The 26,182-nt window shown below is 59.9% G+C and carries 23 protein-coding genes; 5 read left to right on the plus strand and 18 right to left on the minus strand.

Annotation, left to right across the window (positions count from 1 at the left end; translation table 11 throughout):
* Positions 1-4 precede the first annotated feature (4 nt).
* Positions 5-931, plus strand: a complete 927-nt coding sequence (locus KGB18_RS28445) for a LysR family transcriptional regulator (protein WP_223570875.1) — start codon at positions 5-7, stop codon at positions 929-931.
* A gap of 164 nt (positions 932-1,095) precedes the next feature.
* Here KGB18_RS28445 and KGB18_RS28450 read toward each other — a convergent pair whose 3' ends face one another.
* The 11 genes from KGB18_RS28450 to KGB18_RS28500 all read right to left on the minus strand — a co-directional run bounded on the left by KGB18_RS28450 (position 1,096) and on the right by KGB18_RS28500 (position 14,082).
* Positions 1,096-2,550 carry a GDL motif peptide-associated radical SAM/SPASM maturase gene (locus KGB18_RS28450; RefSeq protein ID WP_223570876.1) on the minus strand — a complete coding sequence of 485 codons (1,455 nt, stop codon included), beginning with the start codon at positions 2,548-2,550 and terminating at the stop codon, positions 1,096-1,098.
* 261 nt (positions 2,551-2,811) lie between these two features.
* A complete protein-coding gene (locus KGB18_RS28455; protein WP_123722216.1) occupies positions 2,812-3,393 on the minus strand; it encodes a DUF1842 domain-containing protein in 582 nt (193 codons plus the stop codon).
* Between the two features lie 54 nt (positions 3,394-3,447).
* Positions 3,448-4,092, minus strand: coding sequence for a DUF1842 domain-containing protein (locus tag KGB18_RS28460; RefSeq protein WP_223570877.1), 645 nt, complete (start codon positions 4,090-4,092; stop codon positions 3,448-3,450).
* A gap of 41 nt (positions 4,093-4,133) precedes the next feature.
* Positions 4,134-4,322 (minus strand): DUF1843 domain-containing protein, encoded by a 189-nt coding sequence (locus tag KGB18_RS28465; RefSeq protein WP_038982645.1) that lies wholly within the window; start codon positions 4,320-4,322, stop codon positions 4,134-4,136.
* A 236-nt stretch (positions 4,323-4,558) separates the two neighbouring features.
* Positions 4,559-5,446: a YghX family hydrolase gene (yghX, locus tag KGB18_RS28470; RefSeq protein ID WP_223570878.1), complete on the minus strand. Its 888-nt coding sequence runs from the start codon at positions 5,444-5,446 to the stop codon at positions 4,559-4,561.
* A 212-nt stretch (positions 5,447-5,658) separates the two neighbouring features.
* Positions 5,659-7,224 (minus strand): amino acid permease, encoded by a 1,566-nt coding sequence (locus KGB18_RS28475; protein WP_223570879.1) that lies wholly within the window; start codon positions 7,222-7,224, stop codon positions 5,659-5,661.
* A gap of 157 nt (positions 7,225-7,381) precedes the next feature.
* Positions 7,382-8,542 carry an iron-containing alcohol dehydrogenase gene (locus KGB18_RS28480; RefSeq protein ID WP_223570880.1) on the minus strand — a complete coding sequence of 387 codons (1,161 nt, stop codon included), beginning with the start codon at positions 8,540-8,542 and terminating at the stop codon, positions 7,382-7,384.
* Between the two features lie 3 nt (positions 8,543-8,545).
* On the minus strand, positions 8,546-9,937 hold the full coding sequence (locus tag KGB18_RS28485; RefSeq protein WP_223570881.1) for an aldehyde dehydrogenase family protein: 1,392 nt from the start codon (positions 9,935-9,937) through the stop codon (positions 8,546-8,548).
* Positions 9,938-9,946: 9 nt separating this feature from the next.
* Positions 9,947-11,320: a glutamine synthetase family protein gene (locus KGB18_RS28490; protein ID WP_123722222.1), complete on the minus strand. Its 1,374-nt coding sequence runs from the start codon at positions 11,318-11,320 to the stop codon at positions 9,947-9,949.
* A gap of 227 nt (positions 11,321-11,547) precedes the next feature.
* On the minus strand, positions 11,548-13,305 hold the full coding sequence (locus KGB18_RS28495) for an L-lactate permease (RefSeq protein WP_201121313.1): 1,758 nt from the start codon (positions 13,303-13,305) through the stop codon (positions 11,548-11,550).
* 135 nt (positions 13,306-13,440) lie between these two features.
* Positions 13,441-14,082, minus strand: a complete 642-nt coding sequence (locus KGB18_RS28500; RefSeq protein ID WP_223570882.1) for a TetR/AcrR family transcriptional regulator — start codon at positions 14,080-14,082, stop codon at positions 13,441-13,443.
* A 100-nt stretch (positions 14,083-14,182) separates the two neighbouring features.
* Between KGB18_RS28500 and KGB18_RS28505 the strand changes: the two genes are divergently transcribed.
* Positions 14,183-14,836: an NAD(P)H-dependent oxidoreductase gene (locus tag KGB18_RS28505; protein ID WP_223570883.1), complete on the plus strand. Its 654-nt coding sequence runs from the start codon at positions 14,183-14,185 to the stop codon at positions 14,834-14,836.
* Between the two features lie 349 nt (positions 14,837-15,185).
* On the opposite strand, the gene KGB18_RS28510 is transcribed toward KGB18_RS28505, so the two are convergent.
* Positions 15,186-16,124: a class I SAM-dependent methyltransferase gene (locus KGB18_RS28510; RefSeq protein WP_123722229.1), complete on the minus strand. Its 939-nt coding sequence runs from the start codon at positions 16,122-16,124 to the stop codon at positions 15,186-15,188.
* Between the two features lie 203 nt (positions 16,125-16,327).
* Here KGB18_RS28510 and KGB18_RS28515 point away from each other — a divergent pair, with 203 nt between their 5' ends.
* Entirely contained in the window at positions 16,328-16,735 is a 408-nt protein-coding gene (locus KGB18_RS28515; protein WP_123722230.1) for a response regulator, read from the plus strand.
* 131 nt (positions 16,736-16,866) lie between these two features.
* Positions 16,867-17,535 carry an HAD-IA family hydrolase gene (locus tag KGB18_RS28520; RefSeq protein ID WP_123722231.1) on the plus strand — a complete coding sequence of 223 codons (669 nt, stop codon included), beginning with the start codon at positions 16,867-16,869 and terminating at the stop codon, positions 17,533-17,535.
* 126 nt (positions 17,536-17,661) lie between these two features.
* On the opposite strand, the gene KGB18_RS28525 is transcribed toward KGB18_RS28520, so the two are convergent.
* Entirely contained in the window at positions 17,662-18,321 is a 660-nt protein-coding gene (locus tag KGB18_RS28525) for a methyltransferase family protein (protein WP_123722232.1), read from the minus strand.
* Between the two features lie 273 nt (positions 18,322-18,594).
* Here KGB18_RS28525 and KGB18_RS28530 point away from each other — a divergent pair, with 273 nt between their 5' ends.
* Positions 18,595-19,527 (plus strand): pyridoxal-phosphate dependent enzyme, encoded by a 933-nt coding sequence (locus tag KGB18_RS28530; protein WP_123722233.1) that lies wholly within the window; start codon positions 18,595-18,597, stop codon positions 19,525-19,527.
* Between the two features lie 69 nt (positions 19,528-19,596).
* Here KGB18_RS28530 and KGB18_RS28535 read toward each other — a convergent pair whose 3' ends face one another.
* The 5 genes from KGB18_RS28535 to KGB18_RS28555 all read right to left on the minus strand — a co-directional run bounded on the left by KGB18_RS28535 (position 19,597) and on the right by KGB18_RS28555 (position 25,731).
* Entirely contained in the window at positions 19,597-19,893 is a 297-nt protein-coding gene (locus KGB18_RS28535) for a DUF2388 domain-containing protein (RefSeq protein ID WP_008012177.1), read from the minus strand.
* Positions 19,894-20,183: 290 nt separating this feature from the next.
* Positions 20,184-20,537, minus strand: coding sequence for a DUF2493 domain-containing protein (locus tag KGB18_RS28540; RefSeq protein ID WP_123722234.1), 354 nt, complete (start codon positions 20,535-20,537; stop codon positions 20,184-20,186).
* Positions 20,525-22,180, minus strand: a complete 1,656-nt coding sequence (locus KGB18_RS28545; RefSeq protein WP_223570884.1) for a Na/Pi cotransporter family protein — start codon at positions 22,178-22,180, stop codon at positions 20,525-20,527. Before KGB18_RS28545 ends, KGB18_RS28540 begins: the two co-directional genes overlap by 13 nt.
* A gap of 221 nt (positions 22,181-22,401) precedes the next feature.
* Positions 22,402-25,122 (minus strand): magnesium-translocating P-type ATPase, encoded by a 2,721-nt coding sequence (mgtA, locus tag KGB18_RS28550; RefSeq protein ID WP_223570885.1) that lies wholly within the window; start codon positions 25,120-25,122, stop codon positions 22,402-22,404.
* 309 nt (positions 25,123-25,431) lie between these two features.
* A complete protein-coding gene (locus tag KGB18_RS28555; RefSeq protein ID WP_223570886.1) occupies positions 25,432-25,731 on the minus strand; it encodes a hypothetical protein in 300 nt (99 codons plus the stop codon).
* Positions 25,732-26,182: the final 451 nt, after the last annotated feature.

The following is a 26,182-nucleotide window of genomic DNA, read 5'->3' on the forward strand; positions in this document are numbered from 1 at the left end:
TTTTGTGAACCCACTGGACAGCCGCCACATCGATGAAATTGCAGCGCTTCTCGCGGTCGCCTCGGCGCATTCGTTCGTGGCCGCCGGACGTCTGCTGCAACGGCATCCGACGGTGATTTCAAAGCGCCTGGCGGCCATGGAAAAGCGCTTGGGCGTGCGGCTGATGGAGCGTACGACGCGACAGGTGCGGTTGACCGATGCCGGCAGCCGTCTCGTCGAACGCCTGCGCTCCGCCACGGGGTTGATCATCGAGGCTGAGCAGGAAGCGTCACTGGGCGCGGCGCAGGTTCGTGGCGTCCTGCGCCTGGCTTTTCCTGCCGCGATGGGGCGCTTGTGGCTGGCGTCGATGTTGCCGGAATTTCTGGCGGCTCATCCACTGGTCTCCGTGGAGGTGGATTACAGCGATCGCGTCGTCGACATTATCGGTGAAGGATTCGATGCGGCGATTCGTATTGGCGAATTGAACGACAACCGCCTGGTTGCGAAGAAGCTCAGCGATCATCGCCGCATTCTCTGTGCTTCACCGAGTTACATAGAACAGCATGGTTTACCGACCAGTCCGAAGGAACTGACCGAGCACAACTGCCTGGGCTTTACCGGCCTTGCGGCATTTCCTGAATGGCGTTTGTCGAAGGGTGATCGGCAGGAGAGGGTCATCACCAAGGGATCCTTGACCTCGAACGACGGCGAGGCATTGCTCGCCGCGGCCAAGGCTGGCGTCGGTATCTTGGGCGCTGGCGAGTGGCTGATGAGCCGGGAAATCGCCAACGGCCAGATGGTTCGCGTTCTGCCGGAGTGGGACCTGGATGCTCAGGGCGGGATTTATCTGGTGCGAGCATCCGCCGCGTTCACTCCGGCGACGCTCATGGCCTTCAAGGAATGGCTGGAGGCCAGATTTGCGCAAGGACCACCTTGGTCAGTTAAGCCGTAAACCACCTGTAGCAGCTGTCGAGCCTGCGAGGCTGCGTTCGGCTGCGCAGCAGTCGTCAAACCAGAATTTGCGGTGCATCAGGCAAACCGCGTCTACCGGATTCACGACTGCTGCGCAGCCGAACGCAGCCTCGCAGGCTCGACAGCTGCTACAAATAATGCGTCTTAGCGGTGCGGCATCCCCAGCAGGCCGGTCAGGGTGTTGATTATCGCTTGTTGCCGCGCACGGTCTGTCTGGTGCACGGCTTCTGCGGCGGCGACATCGGCGTCGCAGTGAGGGCAGGTCACTTCGTGCGCATGGATGTACTGCAAGCAACCGCGACACAGTGCCAATTGCGGTGGAATACGTCCTTCGTCTGGAGATTTCTGGCCCTGGTTCGCCCAGGCCAGTTTGATCACCTGGCCGCTGTCGCTGACGCTGCTGACCTTCTCGCCGGTGTCGATGCGTTCGGTGATCAGGTCAAAACGTCCGACGGCGAAGGAGGTCTTTGCCGCGTCTTCGAGTTTGACGATGCGCTCGCGCAGCCCGCGTTTTTGCAGGTCCAGCGCGCGGTAATGGCAGTAGGGGTTGTTGCCGGGTTTGCCGAGCAGGGAGTGCGACGTCCAGGTGCAGCCGCCACGGCAGACATCGTTGTAGTAACAGCTTCGGCAGTAACCCCACAGGTCGTCGACCCCGCGCAGGCGGCCAAAGTGCATGCCTTCGCTGTAGTGCCAGATATCGTGCAGGCTCATGGTGCGTACGTTGCCGCCCGAAAACCCCACCGTTGCCAATGACGGGCAACCCTTGACGGTGCCGTCGGCTTCCAGTGCCAGCACGGTCTGGCCGGCGGCGCAGCCACTCCAGTGCACGCGCTCGTCGCCGAAACCACGCCACATGTGTTCATAAGGACCGTAGTAACCAATGTTGTTGCCCACGTTCATCAGCAGGCCGCGATCGACGCCTTCGCGATACAGACGCGCCAGCAACGGCATCACTTCCAGCAGTTGATACGGCTGCAATAACAGCTCCGGGTGATCGACGGCATTGCCCATCGCGACCGTCAGCTGGATCTGCCAGTGAGTGGCGCCGAGGCCGATGATCAGGTCCATCAACTCGGGCAGATCGGGCAACGTGGCCGCGCCGATTTGGGTGTTGACGCTTACAGCAAGGCCGGACTGTTTGGCCCGTCGCAAGGTGTCTACCGCCTTGTCGAACGAGCCCGGAACATTGCGCACCGCGTCATGCAGCGGGGCCAATCCGTCCAGTGAAACACCCACGCCATTGAGTCCGGCATCCACCGCTGCCTGCATTTTCGCCGGTGTCAGGTTGCGTCCACCGGTTTGTATGGCGCAGTACATGCCGTGATCGTGGATGGCCTGGATCAGTTGGGTCCAGTCCTTGCGCAAATAGGCTTCACCGCCGATCAGGGTAATTTCGCGAGTGCCGAGGGCGGCCAGGGAATCGATGACGTCCAGGCATTCCCGGGTATTCAATTCATCGGGGCGTCGATGGCCGGCGCGTGAGCCGCAATGCAGGCATTTGAGATCGCAGGCCAGGGTGATTTCCCAGACCACATGCACTGGCACGTAGCGTTTGAGGTCGGTTTCACTGAGGTAGCGGGCAGGGCGACTGTCTGACATGGAAAATCCTTGCGCACAACGCGTGCGCGGCACGAATCCATCGAAGTGTTCGCGCCTTCCTTGGGACAGTGGCGCGACCGGATTTACCTTTTGTTGTTGAAGCCCGGGCTTGGCCAATGCCCATCAGTTAAGCCTAAGCCACGGAACCTGTGGGAGCGGGCTTGCCCGCGATAGCGACCTGTCTGACACATCAATGGTGAATGTGCTGCCATCATCGCGGGCAAGCCCGCTCCCACAGGAATTGCGTTTATTACCCTGGGGTTAGCGAGCCTCCAGCCGGGCGATTTCAACGTTCAACTGATCCAGTGCATTACGCAGCGCACCGCTGTGGGCCAGTTGCTGTTCACCCTGGCTGACCACGGCTTTCAGTCGCGCCAGGTCACCGCTGGTTTGCGCTTGCTGAACCGCGACGGCGTAGAGCGGCACCGCATGGTGCGGATGCTCTGGGCGCACAATAACGGGAGCCTGGCTGACCGCTGCGTGTTTCACGTAATGCCATTGGCCCTGATTCTCGTACTTGTAGTCGGCATAACCGCTCGCCCAATCGCCGCCTAAAATGCCCTTCAAACCAAAGGTCTGGGCGATCTGGCTGAGAGGGCCGCTCGGGCTGCCGGCCAAGGTGAGGATGATGTGGTTCTCGGCTGTCGGAACCAGTTTGGCCTCGGAGTACTCACCCCAGACACGGGCACGAAAGTTGAGGGGGGGGTAGGTGCTTTGGGAAATACTGGCAATCCCGCTGACTTTTTTCTTTGCGGTATCCACCAGCAGATCGAGGGTTAAAACCGGTGCGCCGAGCAGGTGATTGCTGACATTGAGGCGGGTATGAAAAAGTCCGATTGACATGGTGCTACTCCCTTATTTGTATTCAAGACAAGTCGGGCATATTTCGTGGTCGAGTCAGCGGCGTTCCTGCCGGCTGATTTCTTCCTTGGCCGTTTCAAGCGCCGTCTGCAGTTGGGGTTGCTGATCCAGTTGCTGCTGGGCCAGGCGCGACAGGTTTTTCATCTGTGCCAGGTCACCACTGGCCATTGCACTTTGAATCGGTGCGGCGTACAGCGGCATGATGGGCGGATAAGATGACTCCGGCGGAATCACCGGGCCGGGTTCCAACGGCAGCGGGGAGACATGGGACGGCACCGCCTCAATGAGATGGGCAGGAGCATTGTTGACCTCGACCCACTGCTGACCATTCAAGTACGAGTAGTTGGCGACGCCTTCTTTCCAGTCGGTGCCCACCACCAGTTGCAACTTGAAATTCACGATGGAATTCGAGCCTGAGCCGCCGTGATTGCCTTGTACGCTGATCAGGATTTTGCTGACGCCGGGTGACATGACCGTCAGGTAGGTGTATTCGCCCCAGACATCGGAATGCACATCCAGCGGCGGGTTGGTCGCCTGAGTGATTGCAGCGGTGCCGTTGACAGTCTCATCAGGGGTAAAGACCAGAAGATTGAGTGCCAGACTTTGTGCACCCGGCATCGAAGTACCAATTCGGTAGCCGAGCGGGAACAAACCGACAAGTTGCTGATTAGAACCAGACATGGTTATTGCCTCCATTGCAATAAGGGGAGCGGAAATAGCTGTTAGTGCTTTTCCAGGCGTGCGACTTCCTTGGCCAACTGCTCGTAAGCTGTACTTAGCTCTTTGTTTTCTGGTGTGGATGCATCGCGTTGTTTCAACAGTGTCTTCATTTGCGGCAGGTCGCCGGTCTTGATCGCGCTTTGGATGGCCACCCCATAGGGGGGCATGCTATGGCGAGTTGAACTGCTCATAACGATTCCTTCCGTGGTGTTTACGGGCACTGCTGTCATCAGCAGTTTTTGCAGTTAAGCAGGCGCGGATAAATATGCAATGGACAATGGAAGAGTAATTTTTAATATTATTTTATTAATCGCGATGGGTTAGGAGAGCGTGGGTTCAATATTAAGATTGGCGATGAAGGAATACCTGTTCAGTTACTTCTTCATAAACGTTAAGTTCCTTATCGCCATTATTCGTATTTGATTAATCAAGCCAAGTAACGCCGAAACCAGGCCAGTGTTCGGTCCCAGGCAAGCCTGGCGGCGGCTTCATCGTATCGAGGCGTGGTGTCGTTATGGAAACCGTGGTTAACGCCTGGGTAGATATAGGCTTCATAGGTCTTGCCGGCCGCTTTCAACGCCTGCTCATAAGCGGGCCATCCTTCATTGATGCGTGTATCCAGTTCGCCATAGTGAAGCAGCAGCGGCGCCTTGATTCTGGGGACATCTTCAGACTTTGGCTGACGGCCATAAAAGGGCACGGCAGCCCCTAACTCTGGATAGGCCACGGCCGCAGCATTGGCGACTCCACCGCCATAACAGAAGCCGGTGATGCCGACTTTTCCGCTGGTTGCGTCATGTTTCATCAGCCACTCGATGGCGGCGAAAAAATCATTCATGAGTTTTCCCGGGTCGACGGTCTGCTGCAATTCCCGGCCTTTGTCATCGTTGCCGGGATAGCCGCCCACCGACGTCAGGCCATCAGGTGCGAGTGCGATGAACCCCGCTTTAGCGAGACGTCGGGCGACATCCTCGATGTAAGGGTTGAGCCCACGGTTTTCATGCACGACCACCACCGCCGGCACCTTGCCGGCGGCTTTCGCAGGGCGCACCCAATAACCACGAACCTGCCCGTGACCCTTGGGCGAGGGGTAGGTGATGTACTCGGCAATGATGTCCGGGTCGGTAAATTGCACCTGCTCGGCCAACGCATAATTCGGGCTCAGGGCGGCGAGGAGGGCTGTGGCCGTCAAGCCGCCCAGGGTGAACAGCGCCGCACGATCAAGAAACTCTCGACGGTTGATTTTGCCATGGGCGTAGTAGTCGTAGAGTTCGAGCAGTTCAGGGGCAAAATCTTTCGCCGTGAGACGGTCCATCTGCGTGCTTCCTGTTGGTTGATCCGGATTCGGTTCGCGCCAAAAAAACCGAGCGCTCTGTAGCAGCTGCCGAGCCTGCGAGGCTGCGTTCGGCCGCGAAGCAGTCGTCAAACCAGACCTTGCGGTGCATCAGGCAAATCGCGTCAGCCGGATTCACGACTGCTTCGCAGCCGAACGCAGCCTCGCAGGCTCGGCAGCTGCTACAGATCGCTTTACGACCCCACCTGTTTATTCAACGCCTCTTCAGCCGCTGCGATTTCTGCCTGACGCTTGATGATCATCTCGCCCACAGGCGGGCCCTGGAAGCGTCGGGCTTCAAAGGCGAACCAGATGATTGCCGTCAGAATCAGGAAACCGAGCGTGATGTACAGCGCCCAATCGTTCGGTGGCTGAATGCCGATGACAAAGATCAGCACCATCGAAAGGATCGAAAGGATGGCGAACAATGAGTACAACCCGCGTCCCATGTTCCACGGCCCCATGGTCGGCCACTTCGGGGTCCCGTAGGTAAACAGGCCCAGCACGATGGGAATGATGAAAGAGAAGAACAGGAAGATCACCGTGCAGGAGACCACGATCGTGTAAACCGGCGTTTCGCCGATCGATACCAGGGACGATCCCCAGACGAACAACACCGCGAGCGTGGCACCGGTCCAGATCGCCGGCACGGGGCTGCGATGGGTCGGTGAGACCGAAGCCAATGCTTTCGAGAAGGGCAGGCCGCCGTCACGGGAAAACGCGAAGATCATCCGTGAAACCGAGGTCACGGTCGCCAGCCCGCAGAGAACCTGCGAGATGAAAATCGCCAGGTAAAGCGCCATCTTGATCGCCGGGTTCACCTGAGTGTCCATCGCCCAGAAGAACACATTCCAACCCTGCTTCGCCGCTTCGTCCATGCTCGGCAACATCAGTACAAACGAGCAGAGCATGACCCAGCCGAACAGCAACGACCAGGCCACCGAGCTGACCATCCCGACCGGTACCGACACGGATGCCTGATGGGTTTCTTCGGAGGTATGCGCCGAGGCGTCATAGCCGGTGATGGTGTAGATCGGCAAGAGCAGGCCGAGCATGAAAATCCAGCCGTTCGAAACCTGTGGCCAGACGTTGCCGCCGGCCTCTCCGGAATAGTTGCCGAAGGTCACCAGCCGGACGAACTCATAGCCGGGCGCGGCGATCAGGCAGACGATGGTCAGCGCGAGTGCCGTGGCGAAGATCAGGTAGCCCGAGAAGTCGGTGAGTTTTGCCGTCAGGCCGATGCCGAAGTGGTTACACAAGGCCTGGATGCCGGTCAGGATCGCCAGGAAAATGATCCGTGTGGTGATGGTGTCTTCCATTCCCAGGGCCGGTCCGAAGGCACCGAAAAAGAAGTAATAGGTACCGACGTTGATCGCGCCGAGCACCGTGATCAGCCCCAACAGGTTGAACCAGGCCGTCAGCCAGCCGGTGAAGCGGTTACCGAGAATCGAGCCCCAGTGATAGAGGCCGCCGGCAGTTGGGTAGGCCGAGGAAATCTGTGCCATGGCCATGGCGAAAACCCCGGAGATCAGGCAACCGAGTGGCCAGCCGATGCCGATGGCCGCACCGCCTGCACCCGAGGTGCCCTGTGCCAGCGAGTTGATGCCACCCGAGAGGATGCAAATGATCGAAAAGGAAATGGCAAAGTTGGAGAAAACGCCCATGCGTCGCGAGAGTTGCTGGGCATAGCCCATGCTGTGCAACACCTTGAGGTCGTCGTCTTGTGGCGCGGTGGCGCCGGGTTGGCTTACTGGACTCATCACGTGTGCTCTTGTTCAGGTTTTGATCCACATCCATCCGCATGATGCGTTGCCGAATGGGTTTGTCTTCAACCCCCTGTCGTACTGCTCCTGCCTCTAACGGTTGAAACCCATCCAGGCTGCGTGTTCACACGTTGGCCATGGACAGACGATTGCTCTAGAGACGGCCGTGAAACGCCGCGTCGAAAATTTCTGCCGCGCCAGTTCGTGTCAACGGCAACGGGTTGCCGCTGGCGCAGGGGTCGACAATCGCCATGTCCGCGATCAGATCGGCCTGCTTGTCATCCACGCCCAGTTCAAACAGCGTATGCGGCACGCCGATGTCTTTGCGCAGCTTGAGGACGAAGGCCAGAAAGCTGTCGAAGCCTGGGGAGGGCAGACGCAAATAAGCCGCCAGACGGGTGATGCGTTCCTCGATGGCCGGGCGATTGAACTTCAACACATAAGGCATGAAAGTGGCGTTGGTCATGCCGTGGTGGGTGTCGTACAGAGCGCCCACCGGATGCGCGAGTGCGTGCATGCCACCCAGACCTTTCTGGAAAGCGGTGGCGCCCATCGCCGCAGCTGCCAACATTTGCGCGCGCGCGTCGAGGTCGGAGGGGGTGTGTACGGCTCGTACCAGCGCATTGGCCACCAGGCGCATGCCTTCCACCGCAATGCCTTCGGCCATCGGATGAAAACCGGGAGCGCAGTACGATTCCAGGCAATGGGCAAACGCATCCATGCCGGTGCCGGCGGTGACTTTTGCCGGCATGCCGATGGTGAGGGCCGGGTCGCTGATGACCACCCGCGGCATCATCTTCGGGTGGAAAATGATGCGTTTGGTGTGCGTACGTTCGTCGATGATCACCGCCGCACGGCCGACTTCGGAACCGGTGCCCGCGGTGGTCGGCACCGCAATGACCGGGGCGATGCTGCTTTCGTCGGCGCGTGTCCAGTAGTCGCCGATGTCTTCGAAATCCCAAACCGGTCGGGTCTGGCCGCTCATGAACGCGATGAGCTTGCCCATATCCAGGCCGCTGCCACCGCCGAAGGCGACCACGCCATCGTGTTTGCCGGCGCGCCAGGCGTCGAGCCCACCCGCGAGGTTGGCTTCAATCGGATTGGGCTTGAGGTCGCAAAACAGTGCGACGCCAAGGCCGGCGGCGCGCAAGGATTCCACCGCTGCCGTGGTGATCGGGGCTCGCGCCAGGCCGCTGTCGGTGACCAGCAACGGTCGCTGGATCCCTTGGCTGCGGCAGACCTCGGCCAGTTCGGCGATGCGGCCGACGCCAAAGCGGATGCTCGTGGGGTAGTTCCAGTTCGCGGTCAGGCTCATGGCTCAGATCTCGTGGCGCAGATGGAAGGATTTCGCGCGGGTCAGGTGTTCATAGCCAAGGCGCGACAGCGTTACGCCGCGCCCGCTGTTTTTCACCCCGGTCCAGGCCAGGGCCGGGTCCAGATAATCGCAGCGGTTCATGAATACGGTGCCGGTGGCGATCTCGTCGCCGATGCGTTCGGCGGCGGCGAGGTCTTGTGTCCAGATAGACGCGCTGAGCCCGAACTCACTGTCGTTCATCAAGGCGATGGCTTCGTCGTCGCTGGCCACCGGCATGATGCCGACCACCGGGCCAAAGCTTTCCTCGCGCATCACCGACATTTTATGGGTGACGTCCACCAGTACCTGCGGAGCTAAGTAGGCGCTGCCCGGTGCGTCGGCGGGAAAGTCCTTTGGATCGATCAGCGCCTTGGCCCCTTGTGCCAGCGCCTCGGCGATCTGCCCGCGAACGAATTCAGCGGCGCTCGGTGTGATCAAGGGGCCGAGGGTGGTGGCTTCGTCCAGCGGATTGCCGAGTACGTATTGGCGGGTCAAGGCGACGAAGCGCTCGACAAAGACCGGGTAAATTTTTTCATCGACATAGATACGCTCGACGGCGCAACAGCTTTGCCCGGAGTTGAAGAAACTGCCGTCCACCAGGTTTTCCACCGCATGCTCAAGGTTGGCGTCTGCCCGGACGTAGGCGGGGTCTTTGCCGCCAAGCTCCAGGCCCACGCCGAGGAAGCATCCGGTGGCGGCGCTTTCCATGGCCTTGCCGGCATCGACTGAACCGGTGAAGTTCACCTGCTGCACGCGTCCTGAAGCGATGATCGCGGCGGTCTGTTTATGATCGAGCAGCAAGTTGTGGAACAGTTCTTCGGGCAGATGGGCGCGGCGAAACGCCTCGGCGAACCGTTCGCCGACCAGCAGCGTTTGCGAAGCGTGTTTGAGGATGACGCTGTTGCCCGCCATCAGCGCCGGAATGATCGTATTCACCGCCGTCAGATAGGGGTAATTCCACGGAGCGACGACCAGCACCGTACCCAGTGGTTCCCGTTTGATACAGCGCCGAAAACCGGTGATGGGCGCAGGTTCAATCGCTGCCAATGCCTCAGGCGCAATGGCGATCATGTGCCGCGCACGTTCTTCAAAACCACGCAGCTCGCCGGCGCCGAAGCGTATCGGGCGGCCCATCTGCCAGGCCAGTTCCGGCACGATCTCGGCCTTCATCGCCAGCATCGCATCCACGGCGGCGCTGCAAAACGCGGCGCGTTCGCTCAGTGGCCGACGCTGCCATTGCGCCTGGGCAGTTACGGCAGCCGCCAGAGCCTGCTCGATCTGCGCTGCATCGGCACGGCGGCGTTCGGCGTAGACCCGGCCATCGACCGGGGAGATGAGTTGAACGATCTCAGTCATGGTGTGTGCTCAATAGCGCTCGAAGCCGCGCTGCAGTTCCCAGTCGGTGATGCGCCGGTCGTACTCTTTCTGTTCCCACTCAGCGGTATGCACGTAGTGGTCGATCACTTCGTCACCGAACGCTTCGCGCAACATGCTCGACGTCTTGAGCGCGGCACAGGCTTCGCGCAGGGTTTTCGACACTTCGGGCAAGTGCTCGTCGACGTAGGCATCGCCTTCGAAGGGCGGCGCCAGGCTGAGTTTTTCGTCGATACCGGCCAGGCCCGCGGCGATCAAGGCAGCGAAGGCCAGATAGGGGTTGAGGTCGGCGCCGCCAATACGGCATTCGATGCGGATGGCCTTGCTGCCTTCGGCGCACAAGCGAAAGCCTGCGGTGCGATTGTCCCGGCTCCATACGGCCCGCGTAGGCGCGAAAGTGCCGGCCTGGAAGCGCTTGTACGAATTGATGTAGGGCGCAAGAAAACAGGTGATGTCGTTGGCGTATTTGAGCTGACCGGCTACCCAGGAGCGCATCAGCTTCGACATGCCGAACTCGGCCTTGGGATCAAAGAACAGCGGCTTCTTGGCATTTTTGTCCCACAACGAATTGTGCACATGGCTGCTGGAACCGGCGGCGTCATAGCGCCACTTGGCCATGAACGTGATCGCCTTGCCTTGCAGTTGCGCGATCTCTTTGCAGGCGTGTTTGATGATCACGTGGTGGTCAGCCATGGTCAGGGCATCGGCATAACGGATGTTGATCTCTTCCTGCCCCGGCCCCCATTCACCCTTGGAGTTTTCCACCGGAATGCCGCTGGCTTGCAGGTGTTTGCGAATCGCCCGCAGGACCGGCTCCTCGCGGGTGGTCTGCAGGATGTTGTAATCCTCGATGTAATGGCCGGCGGTCTTCGGCTTGTGGTAATTGCGCTCGTGGATCGCCTGGTAACTCTCGTCGAACAGATAGAACTCCAGCTCCGAGGCGAACATACCGGTATAGCCGCGTTCGCGCAGGCGCTCGATTTGCTTTTTCAGGATCGCCCGCGGGCTGTGCGGCAGGTCGCGTCGGTGGTGATGATCGAGCACGTCACAGAGCACCAGTGCCGTGCACTCAAGCCAGGGCACGCGACGCAAGGTGGCCATGTCGGGTTTCAGGACAAAGTCGCCATAGCCTTTGCTCCAGCTGGCCGCGGCGTAACCCGGCACCGGTTCCATGTCGATGTCGTCGGCTAGCAGGTAATTGCAGCAGTGGGTTTCTTCGTGGCCGCTGTCGATGAAAAATTCGACCTGGAATCGCTTGCCGACCAGTCGCCCTTGCATGTCGACCATGCAGACCAACACGGTATCGATTTCGCCTGCGGCAGCGGCGCGCTTGAGTGCATCAAAGCTGAGGAGGGGCTCGGTCATCACGTCAGTCCTGCGTGAAAAGTTTGGGCCTGTCTGAAGCAGCTGTTGCAGACGCTCTCCAGAAAAAACCAAAACCTGCAGAATCGAGCATCGTGAGCAATGAGCTGCTGAAAGCTTAGCCTACTGTTGCTATGCGCAAGTTTCGGCCTGATGTGAACGGCGATTATCTGGCCTGAGCCATGGCTCGGGTTGCGACTCCGAGCCATGGCTAACAGCGGTCGCCTCGGTTAATTCCCGCCCACCACCATATGACTGAACGGCGCTACATACGCCTGCAACGTCACCAGCCCGCCGACGAGAATCGCCAGCACCACTGAGTGGAAAAACACGTAGCGCAGGATTTCACCTTCATGGCCGTACCAACGGGTGGCGGTGGACGCGACCACGATCGACTGGGCGTCGACCATCTTTCCCATGACCCCACCGGAACTGTTGGCCGCGGCCATCAATACCGGGCTCAGGCCCAATTGCTCGGCCGTTACCCGTTGCAAGCCGCCGAACAGCACGTTGGAGGCCGTGTCCGAGCCGGTCAGGGCAACGCCGAGCCAGCCGAGCAACGTGCCGAACATGGGGTAGAAAATGCCTGTTGCGGCGAAGGCCAGACCCATCGTGGCGTCGAGGCCCGAGTAGCGGGTCAGGAAGCCCAGGGCAAGCATGGCCACAATGGTGATGAGCGAGTAGCGCACCACCCATATCGTTCGCACGTATTGGTGCAGCAGCTGCGGGATGGAATAACCCATCAGCAGCCCGCCAAGGATCGCCGCCAGCAAGATGCCGCTGCCGGTGCTGGTGAGCCAGGTGAACTTGTAGATCGCGTCCTCTTTTTTAGGCGTGGGTACCACGGGCGGGACCTTCTCGATCTGTTGGTGAATCGTGGCGAAGGTCAAGGTCGGGGCAAAGATCGGGTTGGCCTCGCGCATCGGCTTGCCTTGGGGATCGAGCTTGGCCGAGTGGGTTTGCGGATCCATGACCGGGCGGGTATCGAACAGGTTTTTGAAGCTTTGAGTGCCCCAGGCAAAGACGAAGACCGTGAGGATGATCCACGGCATCCATGCGCGCATTACGGCGGGTTTGGCGTCGCTGGCAAAGGTCGCGCTGGGTTTCTCGTCCGGGTCAACATCCACCCTGGAGTTGTCGGTGCGCCCCGACAAGGCGGCGGAGGTATGCACAGTGGCCGGCTTCCAGACCTTGAGGAACCCGGTCAGGCAGGCCATGGAAATCAGCGCGGCGATTACATCCACCAGCATAGGCCCGTGGTAGTTGGACACGAGGAACTGCGGTATGGCGAAGCTGACGCCAGCGACCAGGATCGCCGGCCAGATTTCCAGCATCTTGCGCCAGCCGGCGAAGGCCCAGATCAGCCAGAACGGCACGATCACCGAGAAAAACGGTAGCTGCCGGCCGACCATCATCGACAGTTCCATTTCATCCAGCCCGGTCACTTTGGCCAGGGTGATGATGGGCGTGCCCAAGGCGCCGAACGCCACGGGCGCGGTATTGGCGATCAGTGCCAGGCCAGACGCGGCCAGGGGCGAGAACCCCAGCCCGATCAGAATGGCCCCGGTCACCGCCACGGGGGTGCCGAAACCGGCGGCCCCTTCGAAGAAGGCACCGAAGCAGAAGGCAATCAGCAGCAGTTGCAGACGTCGATCGTCAGTGATGCGCGCCAGGGAATCCTGCAGCACTTTGAACGAACCGTTCTCGGTCGTCAGCCGGTGCAGGAAAATGATGTTGAGCACGATCCAGCCGATCGGCAACAGACCGTTGGCGGCACCGTAAAGCGCGGCCGAGCCCGCCATGTTCGCCGGCATGCCGAAGGCGAAAATCGCAATCAGCAAGGCCGAACCCAGGGCCAACAACGCCGCCAGATGCGCCTTGATGTGGAAAAACGCCAGGGAGACCAGCATCACCACCACCGGCACCGCCGCCATGATGGTTGATAGCAACGGGTTACCGAAGGGGTCGTAGATTTGCTGCCAGACCATGTTCCACCTCTGCTTTTTATTGTTGTAGCGCAGGCCCCCAGGGGGGAAGGTGGCTTCTAGTATAGGTGGCATTACGCTGCTGTCCTGGCGGGGCTTGTCTCACGCTGAAGTTGCTTGCCAGGCGTTGAACGCTGTTCAGTCTTTGAGGCTGCTTCCAGTGCGTGCGCTCCTTTCGACCATCGCCACGATCGTTGCGAACAGTTCGTCCTGTGCCTGCACGGGCGTGATCTCGCCAGTCGCGGCGGCATGGGACAGCGCCTCGGCTGCACCGAGCATCGCCCGCAGACTCGCTGGCGCGATTTCACCCGTTCCGGCGAAAGGGAGGAGGGCGTTGCGGCACTTGTCCATGAAGATCGCTTCGTACTCGCGCTTGATCTTTTCCAGCTCGGGCGAGCTGGTCAATGCGGCGATCACGCCGGGTATCTCGCGGCCCTGAAGAAGGACGCAGTCGACATATGAAGACGCGATGACCATTGCCTTGCTGGCCAGCGTCGGTTCACTGGTTTGAAGCGCGGCGTCCATGAGTGCGGTCTGACGCGCGTCGAACTCCTGATAAAGCGCCGCCAGCAACCCGGGGCGGGTGGTGAAATGATCGTAAACCACCGGTTTGGTCACCCCCGCCTGTTCGGCGAGCCGGCCCAAGGTCAAGGCTTCCGTGCCTTCCTCTCGAACCAGCTGCCAGGCGACATCCAGCAACTGGCGCTGGCGCTCTTCCCGCGACATCCGACGGCGCGGTTGCGGGTTGGAATCCTGTTCGGGTATTTCGGTGCTTGACATGCTTATGTACCAAAAGTAGCTTACTGATCGTAACTTACCAAGAGTATATAAGGCTCGCTTCTAGCCCTCAAACGCTCATTCCGTAGCAGGAGTCTTCGACATGCATGCACTCATCGTTGTGGCTCACCATGACCCTCAGTCGCTCACCCATAGCCTCGCGAGGAACGTCGCCGAAGGTGTATCCGGGGCCAACCCAGACAACTCTTTCGAAATCGCAGACCTCTGGGCGCAAGGGTTCGATCCGAGGTTCGGCGCGGCCGATCTCGCCGTCCATCATCGGCAAGCACCGCCTCCCGCCGATGTTGCGGCCGAGCAGGCGAGGATCGATCGCGCCGATGCACTGGTGCTGGTGTATCCGGTTTATTGGTGGTCGATGCCGGCGCTGCTCAAAGGCTGGATCGATCGGGTGTTCGCCAACGGCTGGGCATTCGATTTCAGTGCGGATGCCAAATTGGAGAAGAAGCTTCGCCACCTGCGGGTTCACCTTGTGGGTGTCGGTGGCGCCGACGCGGGAACTTATGCACGCCACGGTTATGCCGACGCCATGAAGACGCAGATCGACCATGGGATCTTCGATTATTGCGGTGCCAGCGTTGTGACGTCCGAGCTGCTGCTCGACTCGGAAATTCAGGAGCCGACGGTTCATCTGGAGGCTGCGCGGGTGATCGGTCGTGATCTTTTCGATGCATCCAGGTGCAGCGACGCGGCCCAGGATGTTCACCACTGCCAACCGGCCAGCGCCAACGCTTTTTGAAAGACAAAAAAAGAGCCTCGAAGCTCTTTGATGGGGAGGAAGTAGAGCCGGAGGCTCAAGATGCGCATGAAACAAGTGGTGAGCTTATTGGGGTTCAGTTCACTCACCACCTACGCAACGGCTTAAACCTCCAACCGCCACGTATCAACATCGTAAGAAGCCGGGGGCTGGCACTCAAGTACCATTAGTCTAATCCTCCCGGCCTGCATTGGTGTTGCAGCCGCGTGGAATCAACATCAAAAGATCGCAGGCTTCGCCAGCTCCTACATTGACCGTATGCAACCTCAATGTAATGGGTGTACCCAACCCCCGTAGGAGCTGCCGCAGGCTGCGATCTTTTGATCTTCAACTACCCCTGTCTGAAGACCAACGCCTTCAACCCGCACTCAACATCGGCATCGGGAAACTCCGGCGGATTCTCCAGCCGCTGCTCAAACCGCAGGCTCGGCGCTTCGCGGGTGACGCCGTCGATGAGAAAGTCTGCACCGAACGCCGGATCGTTCATGCAGGCCAGTACCGTGCCCTGAGGGCTGAGCAGTTCCGGCAGGCGGCGCAGCACGCGCTGATAGTCCTTGGTCAGCAGAAAACTGCCTTTCTGAAAGGACGGCGGGTCGATGATGACCAGGTCGTATGGACCCTTGCCGATCACCTTGCCCCAGGACTTGAACAGGTCGTGACCAAGAAAAGTCACCTTGCTCAGGTCGTGCCCGTTCAGCCGGTGGTTGTCGCGGCCACGGCTCAGGGCCGGGCTGGACATGTCCAGATTGACCACATGCAACGCGCCCCCCTCGATGGCCGCTACCGAGAAGCCGCAGGTGTAGGCGAACAGGTTCAACACGCGTTTGCCCTGAGCATTGGCCCGCACCCAGTCGCGGCCGTAGCGCATGTCGAGGAACAGGCCGGTGTTCTGTTTGCGGCCCAGGTCCACGCGATAATGCAGGCCGCCCTCGGTGATCGTCATCTCGTCGATCGACTCCCCGAGCAGCCATTCGGTGGTGCTTTGCAGCAGATAGCGATGTTGCAGCAGCAAGGTGTGCGCGCCGGATTGTGTCCACTCCGGCGTCTGAGTGATCTCCAACAGCAACCGCTTCAAATCCTCCAGCTGCGCAGCGTCTGGTTCCTTGAACAGCGAGACCAGCACCACGCCCTGCAGCCAGTCGACAGTCAATTGCTCCAGCCCCGGCCAGCAGCGGCCACGGCCGTGGAACAGCCGACGGGTTTCTGCGGGTGCAGCCGCAAGCGCAGTCAGCAAATGGTCGTGGAGGACGGAGAGGGCATCTGGGTTCATCGGGCAAAGTCGGCCGTGCATGGGGGGGGCGGCATTTTAACCACAATTATGCGCTGACAAACGGTCGTATTTGTCAGCCTGGACGGAGAATGCCCAAGTCAGCTGTATCAAAAATGAATTTCCGCGAAGTCCGCTGCTCATACCTGTAGGTGGCGGATTTGAGCCCGCGCAAATCATTTACGTAATCAGGGAGTGGCACGGTCATGGGTCCAGTATCGACGGCGGGCGGGCACTTGTCTGACGGTTTGATTCTTGTGGTTGAGGATGACCCGTTGATCCTGGAGTTTCTGTGCGAAATTCTTCAGGAGGAAGGCTTTGCGGTTGAACCACAGGTCAGCGCGGACGCCGCGTCGCAGTTTCTGGAGCAGCACGCGCCAGAGGTAGGACTGTTGCTGACGGACATCACCATGCCGGGCAAGCTCAATGGCGCAGACCTGGCCAATCAGTTCGGCGACCGTTGGCCGGACAAACCGATCATGATCATGTCCGGCTTCGAAACTCCGAAAAGCTCCGGGGTCAAGCATCGGGTTGCGTTCATCAAGAAGCCTTGGGCGGTGGGGCAGTTGCTCGATTGCGTGCAAAACGCCTTGCATTCGAACCGCCACCTGTAGGAGCTGCCGCAGGCTGCGATCTTTTGATCTTCGCTTTTAAAAGCAAAATCAAAAGATCGCAGCCTGCGGCAGCTCCTACGTGGGTGATGTACATTGCCTGACAACATTCGCCTGGTTCTGGAAATCGCCCTTTGTCAGTTCAAGCATCCGTGTTCAACACCTCGTACCGCGCCTTTCTGTTCGATATGGACGGAACTGTCCTCAATTCCATCGCTGCCGCCGAGCGGATCTGGACCATCTGGGCCCTGCGCCACGGGGTCGATGTCGAAACCTTCCTGCCGACCATCCACGGCGTTCGCGCCATCGACACCATTACCCGTCTGGCCTTGCCCGGGGTAGATGCTGAAGCTGAAGCCGCGTGGATCACCGAGGCGGAAATCGAGGATGTGGAAGGGGTTGTCGAGGTGGCTGGCGCGGCGAGTTTCCTGAAGTCGCTGCCCGCCAATCAATGGGCCATCGTCACCTCCGCACCACGGGCGTTGGCCCTGCGCCGAATGGCGGCGGCAGGCATTCCCGAACCTGGCGTGATGGTCACCGCCGAAGACGTCAGCGCCGGTAAACCCGACCCTGCGGGCTATCGGCTGGCCGCTCGTCGGTTAGGGGTCGAGCCCACCGAGTGCCTGATCTTCGAAGACGCCGCCGTGGGGATTCGTGCTGGTGAAGCGGCGGGCGGCCACGTCATGGTCATCACCGCGACCCATGTTCATCCGCTCCAGACCCCGCATGCGACCCTGGCCAGCTACGACTTGGTCGAGGCCCGTGCGGACGCCGATGGCCGAATCTGCCTGCATTCTTTCTGATCGACCGCGTCCCCTGTGGGAGCTGGGCTTGCCCGCGATGGCGTCGACACAGACAACATAAATCCCTTGGCAGACCGCAGCGGCCCCATCGCGAGCAAGCTCGGCTCCCACAATGATTGATGTGAGTCAGTAAACCCCGGGGATCAACCGCCAAGTCCTGCTGCAATAAGCCTCGTATTCACTGCCAAACTGCGTGCGTAACAGCGCTTCTTCGGAGCGAATGCGAGCGATCAGCGGGATCAACATTAGCGCCACCAGCAGCAACCCGACCCCGGAACGAAAGGCCAGCGCCCAGCCCACGCCATTGATCAGCAGCCCCAGATAGCTGGGGTTGCGCAAGGTCCGATAAATCCCGCCGGTGACCAGGCGATGCCCCGGTTGAATCGCCACCAGTCCGCTGAAGCGTTTGCCCAGTACAAACACCGGCCACATCCGCAGCGCGCCGCCGCCGATGAACAACAGCACGCCGAGCCAACGCACGCCCTCACCACCGAAGGTCCAGAAATCGATCCGGTCGGTGTAGGCCGGCAGATACCCACTCAGCAATCCCAGCACCCCAAAAACTGGCAACACCCAGCGATTGGCCCGGTCTTCACGTTCGCCGGAGCTCAGGTTGCCTTCGCTGAACAAAGACACGACCGCCATCACTAGGGTTGCCAACGCAATGACCGCCAACGGCGGGCGGGAGAAAAAAGCCGCCAACCCGCCCATGCCGAACACCGCGAGCGCGAGGTAGGCAAGGGTGCTGACGAGGGTGAAAAAGGCGAGTTTGGGCGAGATTTTCATGACTGACTTCGCAAAGGGCATGTAGGAGCTGCCGAAGGCTGCGATCTTTTGATTTTGACCCTATCAATATTGCTCAAAGTTCAAAATCTCAAAAGATCGCAGCCTGCGGCAGCTCCTGCGCGGTTGTTCGGTCATTCGACGCGGCACCGCGTTATCGCTAAAACGGTAACCGGGGGGCTGGGTGAACTAAGCTTTGGATAAGGATGATTCTATCTACTCACCCCCGGCTCGTTGAGCATCTCGACGAGCCGGGAGCGTCACCAGGAGCACACGATGCTTCACATCAGAACGCCCCTGATTCTGCACCCAGGCCTGTCGACACCGGCCCGGCGGATCTGGCTCAAGCTGGAAAACCTGCAACCCAGCGGCTCGTTCAAACTTCGCGGCATGGGCCTGCTGTGCAGCCAGGCAGCGGAGCAAGGCAAGCGCAAAGTGGTTTGTCCTTCCGGGGGGAACGCCGGGTTGGCCACCGCCGTCGCCGCCGCCAGCCTTGGGCTGAAAGCCTGCATCGTGGTGCCGAAAACCACCCCGGAAACCACCCGCGCCAGGATCAGGAAAACCGGTGCCGAGGTGATCGTCCATGGCAAGGTCTGGGACGAAGCCAATCAACGGGCGAAAGAACTCGCAAAGGGCGCGGACACTGAATACGTGCCAGCCTTCGATCATCCGGTGCTGTGGGAAGGGCACAGCACGATGGTCGATGAAATCCTCGAGGACTGTCCTCAGGTCGATGTGTTGGTGACGTCGGTGGGCGGCGGCGGTTTGCTGGCGGGCCTGCTCACTGGTCTGATCCGTCATCAGCGCATGGATTGTCGAATCGTTGCTTGCGAAACCCAGGGCGCAGCGTCTTTCGCAGCCGCCGTGAGTGCAGGTCACCCGGTCAGATTGCCGCGCATCGATACCGTCGCTACGTCACTCGGGGCGGCGCAAGTGGCGGCCTGGCCGGTGCAGCACATCCTCGACTTTGCCCACGAATGCGTGGTGCTCAGCGATGATGAGGCGATCATGGGCGTGGTTCGTTACGCCAACGACCTGCGTCAGTTGGTCGAGCCGGCGTGCGGCGTTTCATTGGCGGTAGCGTACCTGGACCATCCAGCGATTGCCGAGGCCCATGATGTGGTGATTGTGGTATGTGGTGGCGTCAGCATCAGCGCACAGTTAGTGGCCGGCTGGGCGCACCTGTCCGCTGGGGCGCAAGCAACCTAGGGCCCGAACACTATCCAGTGTTGCGAGCCCCACGGCTGACTTTTACAGGTTTTAGCGACCGATTGGACCTTATTGGGCGAGGATCGCTTTGGCCAGGTCCTCGTCGCTTGCCTTGAGGTCGGGATGATTTTGTCGAATCTCCTTCAACACCGACTCCAGATAAACGCCGCGAATCGTACCGCCACTCGCCACGAAGCTAGAGGCATCATCCCGTGCGGGAATCACGATTTTGTCATCCTTGAACGTCGAGTACAGCGATGCGGAGACCCCGGCCGAAGTGGCGACATCTTTTGCATCTACATCGGCCATGGCCGAACCAACGGGCAAACAAAGCACTAGTGAAGATATGAGCAACAGACGGCGCATGACGGCGTCCTCCGAAAGCGAAAGGAAGTAACACATAATTTAGGATGCCTGGCAGCGCTCAGGAGTTCCCTGCCGATTAGATATATGCACAGGCGCCCTGTAGCAGCTGCCGAGCCTACGAGGCTGCGTTCGGCTGCGAAGCAGTCGTAAAATCAGAGATTGCGGTGTATCAGGCAGACCGCGTTAGCCGGATTCACGACTGCTTCGCAGCCGAACGCAGCCTCGCAGGCTCGACAGCTGCTACAGCGGGTGCGTTGCGGTTGAAGTTGCTTGATTGATCGGCATCAGGATCAGCCCCGATCTCCGACCGATAAGGTTTGCAAACCGGCCGCCCGGGCTTGGGCGACCAGTTCTTCGGTGTCTTCGCCGCCGGGCAGGGCGATCACTACGTCCGGTCGGCTGTCGAGCAGCATGAAGTGGTTGCGCAGGCGTTCGGCTGACTTGCCGTGTCGCTGCCAATTGGGCGGGTAGCGCACGATGTCGGCGCCTTGTTCCCGGCCCCACTCTTCAATTTCGCCGCCCAGAAAGCGATTGCCGCCATGAATCAGCACACGCACCGGATGCATGCGCTGGAAGGCGTCGAGTACTCGTCGGCACAGACGTTTATCGGCGTAATAACGCCCGGCACAGATCAGCAGACGCATGACGGGTTTTCCTTTGCCTGGTCGATGTTCTCGATCGAGCGCTCACCGGCACGTTCGAGCAGCGGATACGCCAGCGCGGCGATGTGGTGATGCACACGCCGGTAATCACGCAGCACCCGCTGGAAAATATCGCCGGATTCAGCCCAGGTACTTTTGTCTTCCTGCAACTGGCGAAAGTGCTCGCGGCTGGCTTCTGCTTCGAGTCGTCTGACAGTTTCTTTGCGTTGTATCAATTGGTGCGCGGTGGCGATGTCTTCGCGCAGGAACACGGTGATCGCCAGGCTCAAACTCTCCAGCACGGCGTCGTGCAGCGGGGCGATGTTGCCCAATTCGAAGGCCGAGAACTGTTCATCTCGGCGCAAGCGGCGCATGGCCAATTGCGCGAGGCTGCTGGAAAGAATGTCCGCGGCATGTTCGAGGTTGATCACGAACGTGAGGATCTCCTGGGAGCGATCGGCATCGCTGTCGCTGATACCTTCCTTGCCGATGTCGGCCAGATAAGCCCGAATCGCCGCGCTGAGCAGGTCCAGGGATTGATCGATGCGCCGCACTTCATCGGCGCAGGCCGGTAGCGATGTGTGGAGCAGCTGGAGCATCCGGCCGAGCATGGCCGAGAGCATGTCAGCCATGCGCAAGGCTTCGCGGGCGGCATTCGACAAGCCGATGTTGGCCACTTCCAGACCGGCCTCATCCAGGTAGTGCGGCATGCCAGGGTCGACATCCTGCTCAGGCGCCGGCAGCCATCGGGTGAGGGCATTGGCGAGCACGTCGGTCAGGCCGATGAACACCAACCCCAGCAGCAGATTGAAACCGGTGTGCAGGCACACCACCAGCGTCGAGGGTGCGAGCGGCGCCTGAGCGAGCAACCCGGCAAACGGCAAGACCGCCAGGGCACCGACCGTCCGCACCAGCAGATTGCCCAGCGGCAGGCGTCGGCCGACACTCGAACCGGCGTTGATCACCGAAGGCAGCGCACCGCCGATGTTCACCCCCAATACCAGCGCGACAATCGTGCTGGCCGAGAGCATGCCGGTCGCGGCCAACGAGATGATCAGCAGCACCACGGCCACGCTGGAGTGGCAGAGCCAGGTGAGGATCAGCGCCACCAGCAACGCAATCAGCAGGTCGCCATCGAGGCTCTGCATGATGAGCTGAAAGATCGGCGTGCCTTCCACTTCGGCGAGTGTCGAACCGAGCATATGCAAGGCCAGCAGCATCAGCCCCAGGCCGATCAACGCGCAACCGACGCTTTCGTAGCGCGAGTCATCACGCAGCCGAAAGACGATCAGGCCCGCCAACAAAACAATGGGTGTGAGCATCGACACATCGGCGCTGAGCAGTTGCACCACCAGGGTCGAACCGATGTTGGCGCCGAGCATCACCGCCAGTGCCGGAGCCAGTCCCAGCGCCCCGGCAGCGGTGAACGAAGTCGCCATCAGGCTGACGGCGGTGCTGCTTTGCAGGACGCCGGTGATGCCGATGCCGGACAACAAAGCCATCCAGCGGTTATTCAGGTTGTGGCCCAGCCATTGACGCAGTGGCGTGCCGAAGCCGCGCAACAACGCCGAAGAAATCATATGAGTGCCCCACAGCAACAGGGCGATGGAGCCTGCGAGGTTGATCAGTAGAGTAGTTCCCGACATGAGGACTCTCCCTTTTACGTACTGCATTTATTGACGGCCTGAGAGCCGGAGGGATGGTGCGGTAAACACGAAATCTGTGGGAGCGGGCTTGCCCGCGAAGGCGGTGTGCCAGGCGACATAAATGTTGACTGATGCTCCCTCTTCGCGGGCAAGCCCGCTCCAACAGGGATTGCGGTGTTCAAGTCATTTGGGTTTGCCCCTCGCTTCGGGGGCTTACACCATCAGAACCATTGCTTGAAGCGACGGATGTAGAGGGTTTTCATGATCTGCGCGAACACGCAGTAGCTGAGCAAGGTGCTGACCAGCCATGGGAAGTACGCCCACGGAAGCGGTTGCAGACCGACCAGCGTGCCCAGTGGCGAGAACGGAATGTAGATGCCCAGCACCATCACCAGCCCGGTCATCAGGATCACCGGCAACGCCGCTGTACTCTGGAAGAACGGGATTTTCTGGGTGCGCAGCATGTGCACCACGAGGGTCTGGGACAGCAGCCCTTCAATGAACCAGCCGGACTGGAACAGGCCCTGCATTTCCACGCTGTTGGCGGCGAAGACGTACCACATCACTGCGAAGGTGGTGATGTCGAAGACCGACGAGGTAGGCCCGATCCACAGCATGAAACGGCCAATGTTCTTCGCATCCCACTTGCGCGGCTTGCGCAGGAATTCCTTGTCCATCTTGTCCCACGGCAGCGCCAGCTGAGAGATGTCGTACATGAGGTTTTGCAGCAGCAAGTGGATCGACAGCATCGGCAGGAACGGAATGAACGCGCTGGCCACCAGCACCGAGAACACGTTGCCGAAGTTGGAACTGGCGGTCATGTTCAGGTACTTCATGATATTGCCGAAGGTCTCGCGGCCCTTGAGCACACCTTCTTCGAGCACCATCAGGCTCTTTTCCAGGAGGATGATGTCGGCCGATTCCTTGGCGATGTCGGTGCCGCTGTCCACCGAAATACCGACGTCGGCATCGCGCAGGGCAGGGGCGTCGTTGATGCCGTCACCAAGGAAACCCACGGTGTGACCGTTGGCCTGCAAAGCCTTGAGCACCCGGGATTTCTGCAGTGGCGTCAGTTTGGCGAACACCGTGCGCTCCTCGACCCGCACCTTGAGGGTGGCATCGTCCATCTTCTCGATGTCTTGGCCGAGCAGCGGTGTGCCGGGTTCCAGGCCGACTTCGCGGCAGATCTTGCAGGTCACTACGGCGTTGTCGCCGGTCAGCACTTTGACAGTCACGCCCATATCACGCAGCGCGGCAATCGCCGGGCCGGCGGTTTCCTTCGGTGGATCGAGGAAGGTCAGGAAACCGCGAATCACCAGTTCGCGTTCGTCAGTGGTTGCGTACTGGTTTTTCGTCTGTGCCTTCGGGATCTCGCGGGTAGCGACCAACAGCACCCGGAAGCCGTCCTGGTTGTACTCGTTGGCCAGGGCCAGCAGCGCCTGGCGACGCTGATCATCCAGTGCCACGACCGTGCCGTTTTCATGGAGGTGGCTGGCGATGCTCAGCATTTCCTCGACCGCGCCTTTGCACACCATGAGGTGATCGTCGCGGCTGTCCTTGACGATGATCGACAGGCGCCGACGCACGAAGTCGAACGGCAGTTCATCGACCTTGCTGTAGGCGAACGGCACGCGGAATGTTGGATTGCGATTGGCGAACTGCACCACCGCCTGGTCCATCAGATTTTTCAGGCCGCTCTGGTGGTGGCTGTTGAGCCAGGCCAGTTCCAGCAGCGAATCGTCGCGCTGGCCATTGATGTCGACATGGTGTTCAAGAATGATCTTGTCCTGGGTCAGAGTGCCGGTCTTGTCGGTGCACAGCACGTCCATCGAACCGAAGTTCTGAATCGCATTAAGGCGCTTGACCACCACTTTGCGCTTGGCCATGGCCATGGCGCCTTTGGCCAGGTTGGCGCTGACAATCATCGGCAGCATTTCCGGGGTCAGGCCGACCGCCACTGCCAGTGCAAACAGGAACGCATCGCTCCAGTCACCTTTGGAGAAGCCGTTAAGCAGGAACACGATTGGCACCATGACCAGCATGAAACGGATCAGCAACCAGCTGACGCTGTTCACCCCGCGGTCGAACGCGGTTTGCACCCGTGACCCGACAATGGCTTTGGCCAGTGAGCCGAAGTAGGTGCGCGAACCGGTAGCGACCACCACTGCTTTGGCGGTGCCGCTGACCACGTTGGTGCCCATGAAGCAGATGTTCGGCAGGTCGAGCAGGTCGGACTGATTGGCTGCGCTGCCGGTCGCTGACTTCTGCGCCACGTCCCCCAGCGTGTCGTACTTCTCGACGGGCAAGGCTTCGCCGGTCAGTACGGCCTGACTGATGAACAGGTCGCGGGATTCGATCAGGCGGATGTCCGCCGGGATCATGTCGCCAGCGCTGAGTTGCACGATGTCGCCGGCCACCAGTTCGCGCATCGGTACTTCGCGCAGCACTGGCGAGCGGTCCTTTTGCTGGCGACGCAGGACGGTGGCGGTGGTGCGCACCATGGCCTTGAGGGTTTCGGCGGACTTGGCCGAGCGGTATTCCTGCCAGAACCGCAGCAGGCTGCTCAGGCTGACCATGGTCATGATGATAATGACCTTGGTCAGGTCGGCGTCGTCGCCTTGACCCTGGCTGATCGGCAGCCAGTAGTCGGTGAAAAAGCTGATGCCTGCCAGGGTCAGCAGTACATAGATGAAGGGATTGTTCAGGGCTTTGAGCAGTTGGACGATGGCGTGAGGCGGCTTGTCGTGGGCGACTTCGTTGTGGCCTCCACGCGCCAAACGGCCTTCAGCTTCGAGTTCGGTCAAACCGTCAGCGGTGGCGTTGAGGTTGGTGAGGGTTACGGTCAGGCCGTTTTGCGCTTCCCGGGCGGCACGCATCGACAGCTTGGCGTTGTCGCTGGAGGTGCCCCGGGTGGTTTTCTTTGCGGTTTTTACAAGGGTCATTGCTGTGCTCCTGCCGCAGTCTTGCGGCACGACACACAGGTACTCAGCTAATCAAAGACGAGCGCACGTATGTCGAGCCGCAAATAAGCGATCGAGTCGGATGATTGTGTTTTGATGTTTTAACGTTCGCTGTCCATCAACTAACACGTGACAGGCAGCGAACCGACTACTGGCTTCGTCCATAACTAACTCCAATAACGTTTGTTTTTAACAGGCAGCAGGAAGTTGTCGGATTTCGTTTAAGAAAACCGTTCAGGAAGGACTTTGGAAGCTCCTTAAAATCAAAAGCTCCTTAAAATAAAAGTGCCTTCAAATCAATTGAAAGTGCGCGCCCCGGTACAGGCCGAGCATCAGGCTCGCCTGCTGGAAGAGGTGCGCGATGCGCCGACTCGGTGGGTCCTGGCTTTCGTCGAAGCTCCAGCGTTGCTGAAGCCGGCCCGTCGTCGGGCAGACGCGCCAGTTGGCACGAGGCTGTGCCTTGGCGTGGGCAGAAGGGGCGGAAAACGAGGCGCTGGGCCGAGTCGTCAACAGACGCTCACGGTAAAGCTTGACCCGCATGGTCGATGCAAAGGCGCGTACGCCCGGCATTACAGTGGTTTTGAAGTTCATAACATGCCTCCGGACCGGACTGATTCCGGTGAGGCAAGTTACGGTGGAGCCTCAGGCTCTAGCGCAGCTCACCCGACCGAAAAGTCGAGTCCCGTCATTGTCTGGGTTATGTGCCAGATCCTGCATATCTGCAGTCATCCGACAGCGGCTAGATACTGTGTCCATTGAATTCTTTTGTGAGTTGATAAAAGGCCGTTGTTACCGGCCCGGGCAATTTACTGAGCGAGGCGGGTGAAGTCAATCGTAAAAGTGCACTTAATGGCCGGTTAAACGGGGTTCGGTTATTGAAGTGTGTAGTGGTTCAGCTAATTGACAGTTAGTTGTCGTTTTGATGGCTGTTGTATAGAACGTAGGAGCTGGCGAAGCCTGCGATTTTTTGATCTTTGGCATTTCAGCGGCCGCCGAAGATCAAAAAATCGCAGGCTTCGCCAGCTCCTACACGATAATCTCC

Origin of the sequence: Pseudomonas sp. BF-R-26, from assembly GCF_019947395.1 — a bacterium.
Lineage (GTDB): Bacteria > Pseudomonadota > Gammaproteobacteria > Pseudomonadales > Pseudomonadaceae > Aquipseudomonas > Aquipseudomonas farris.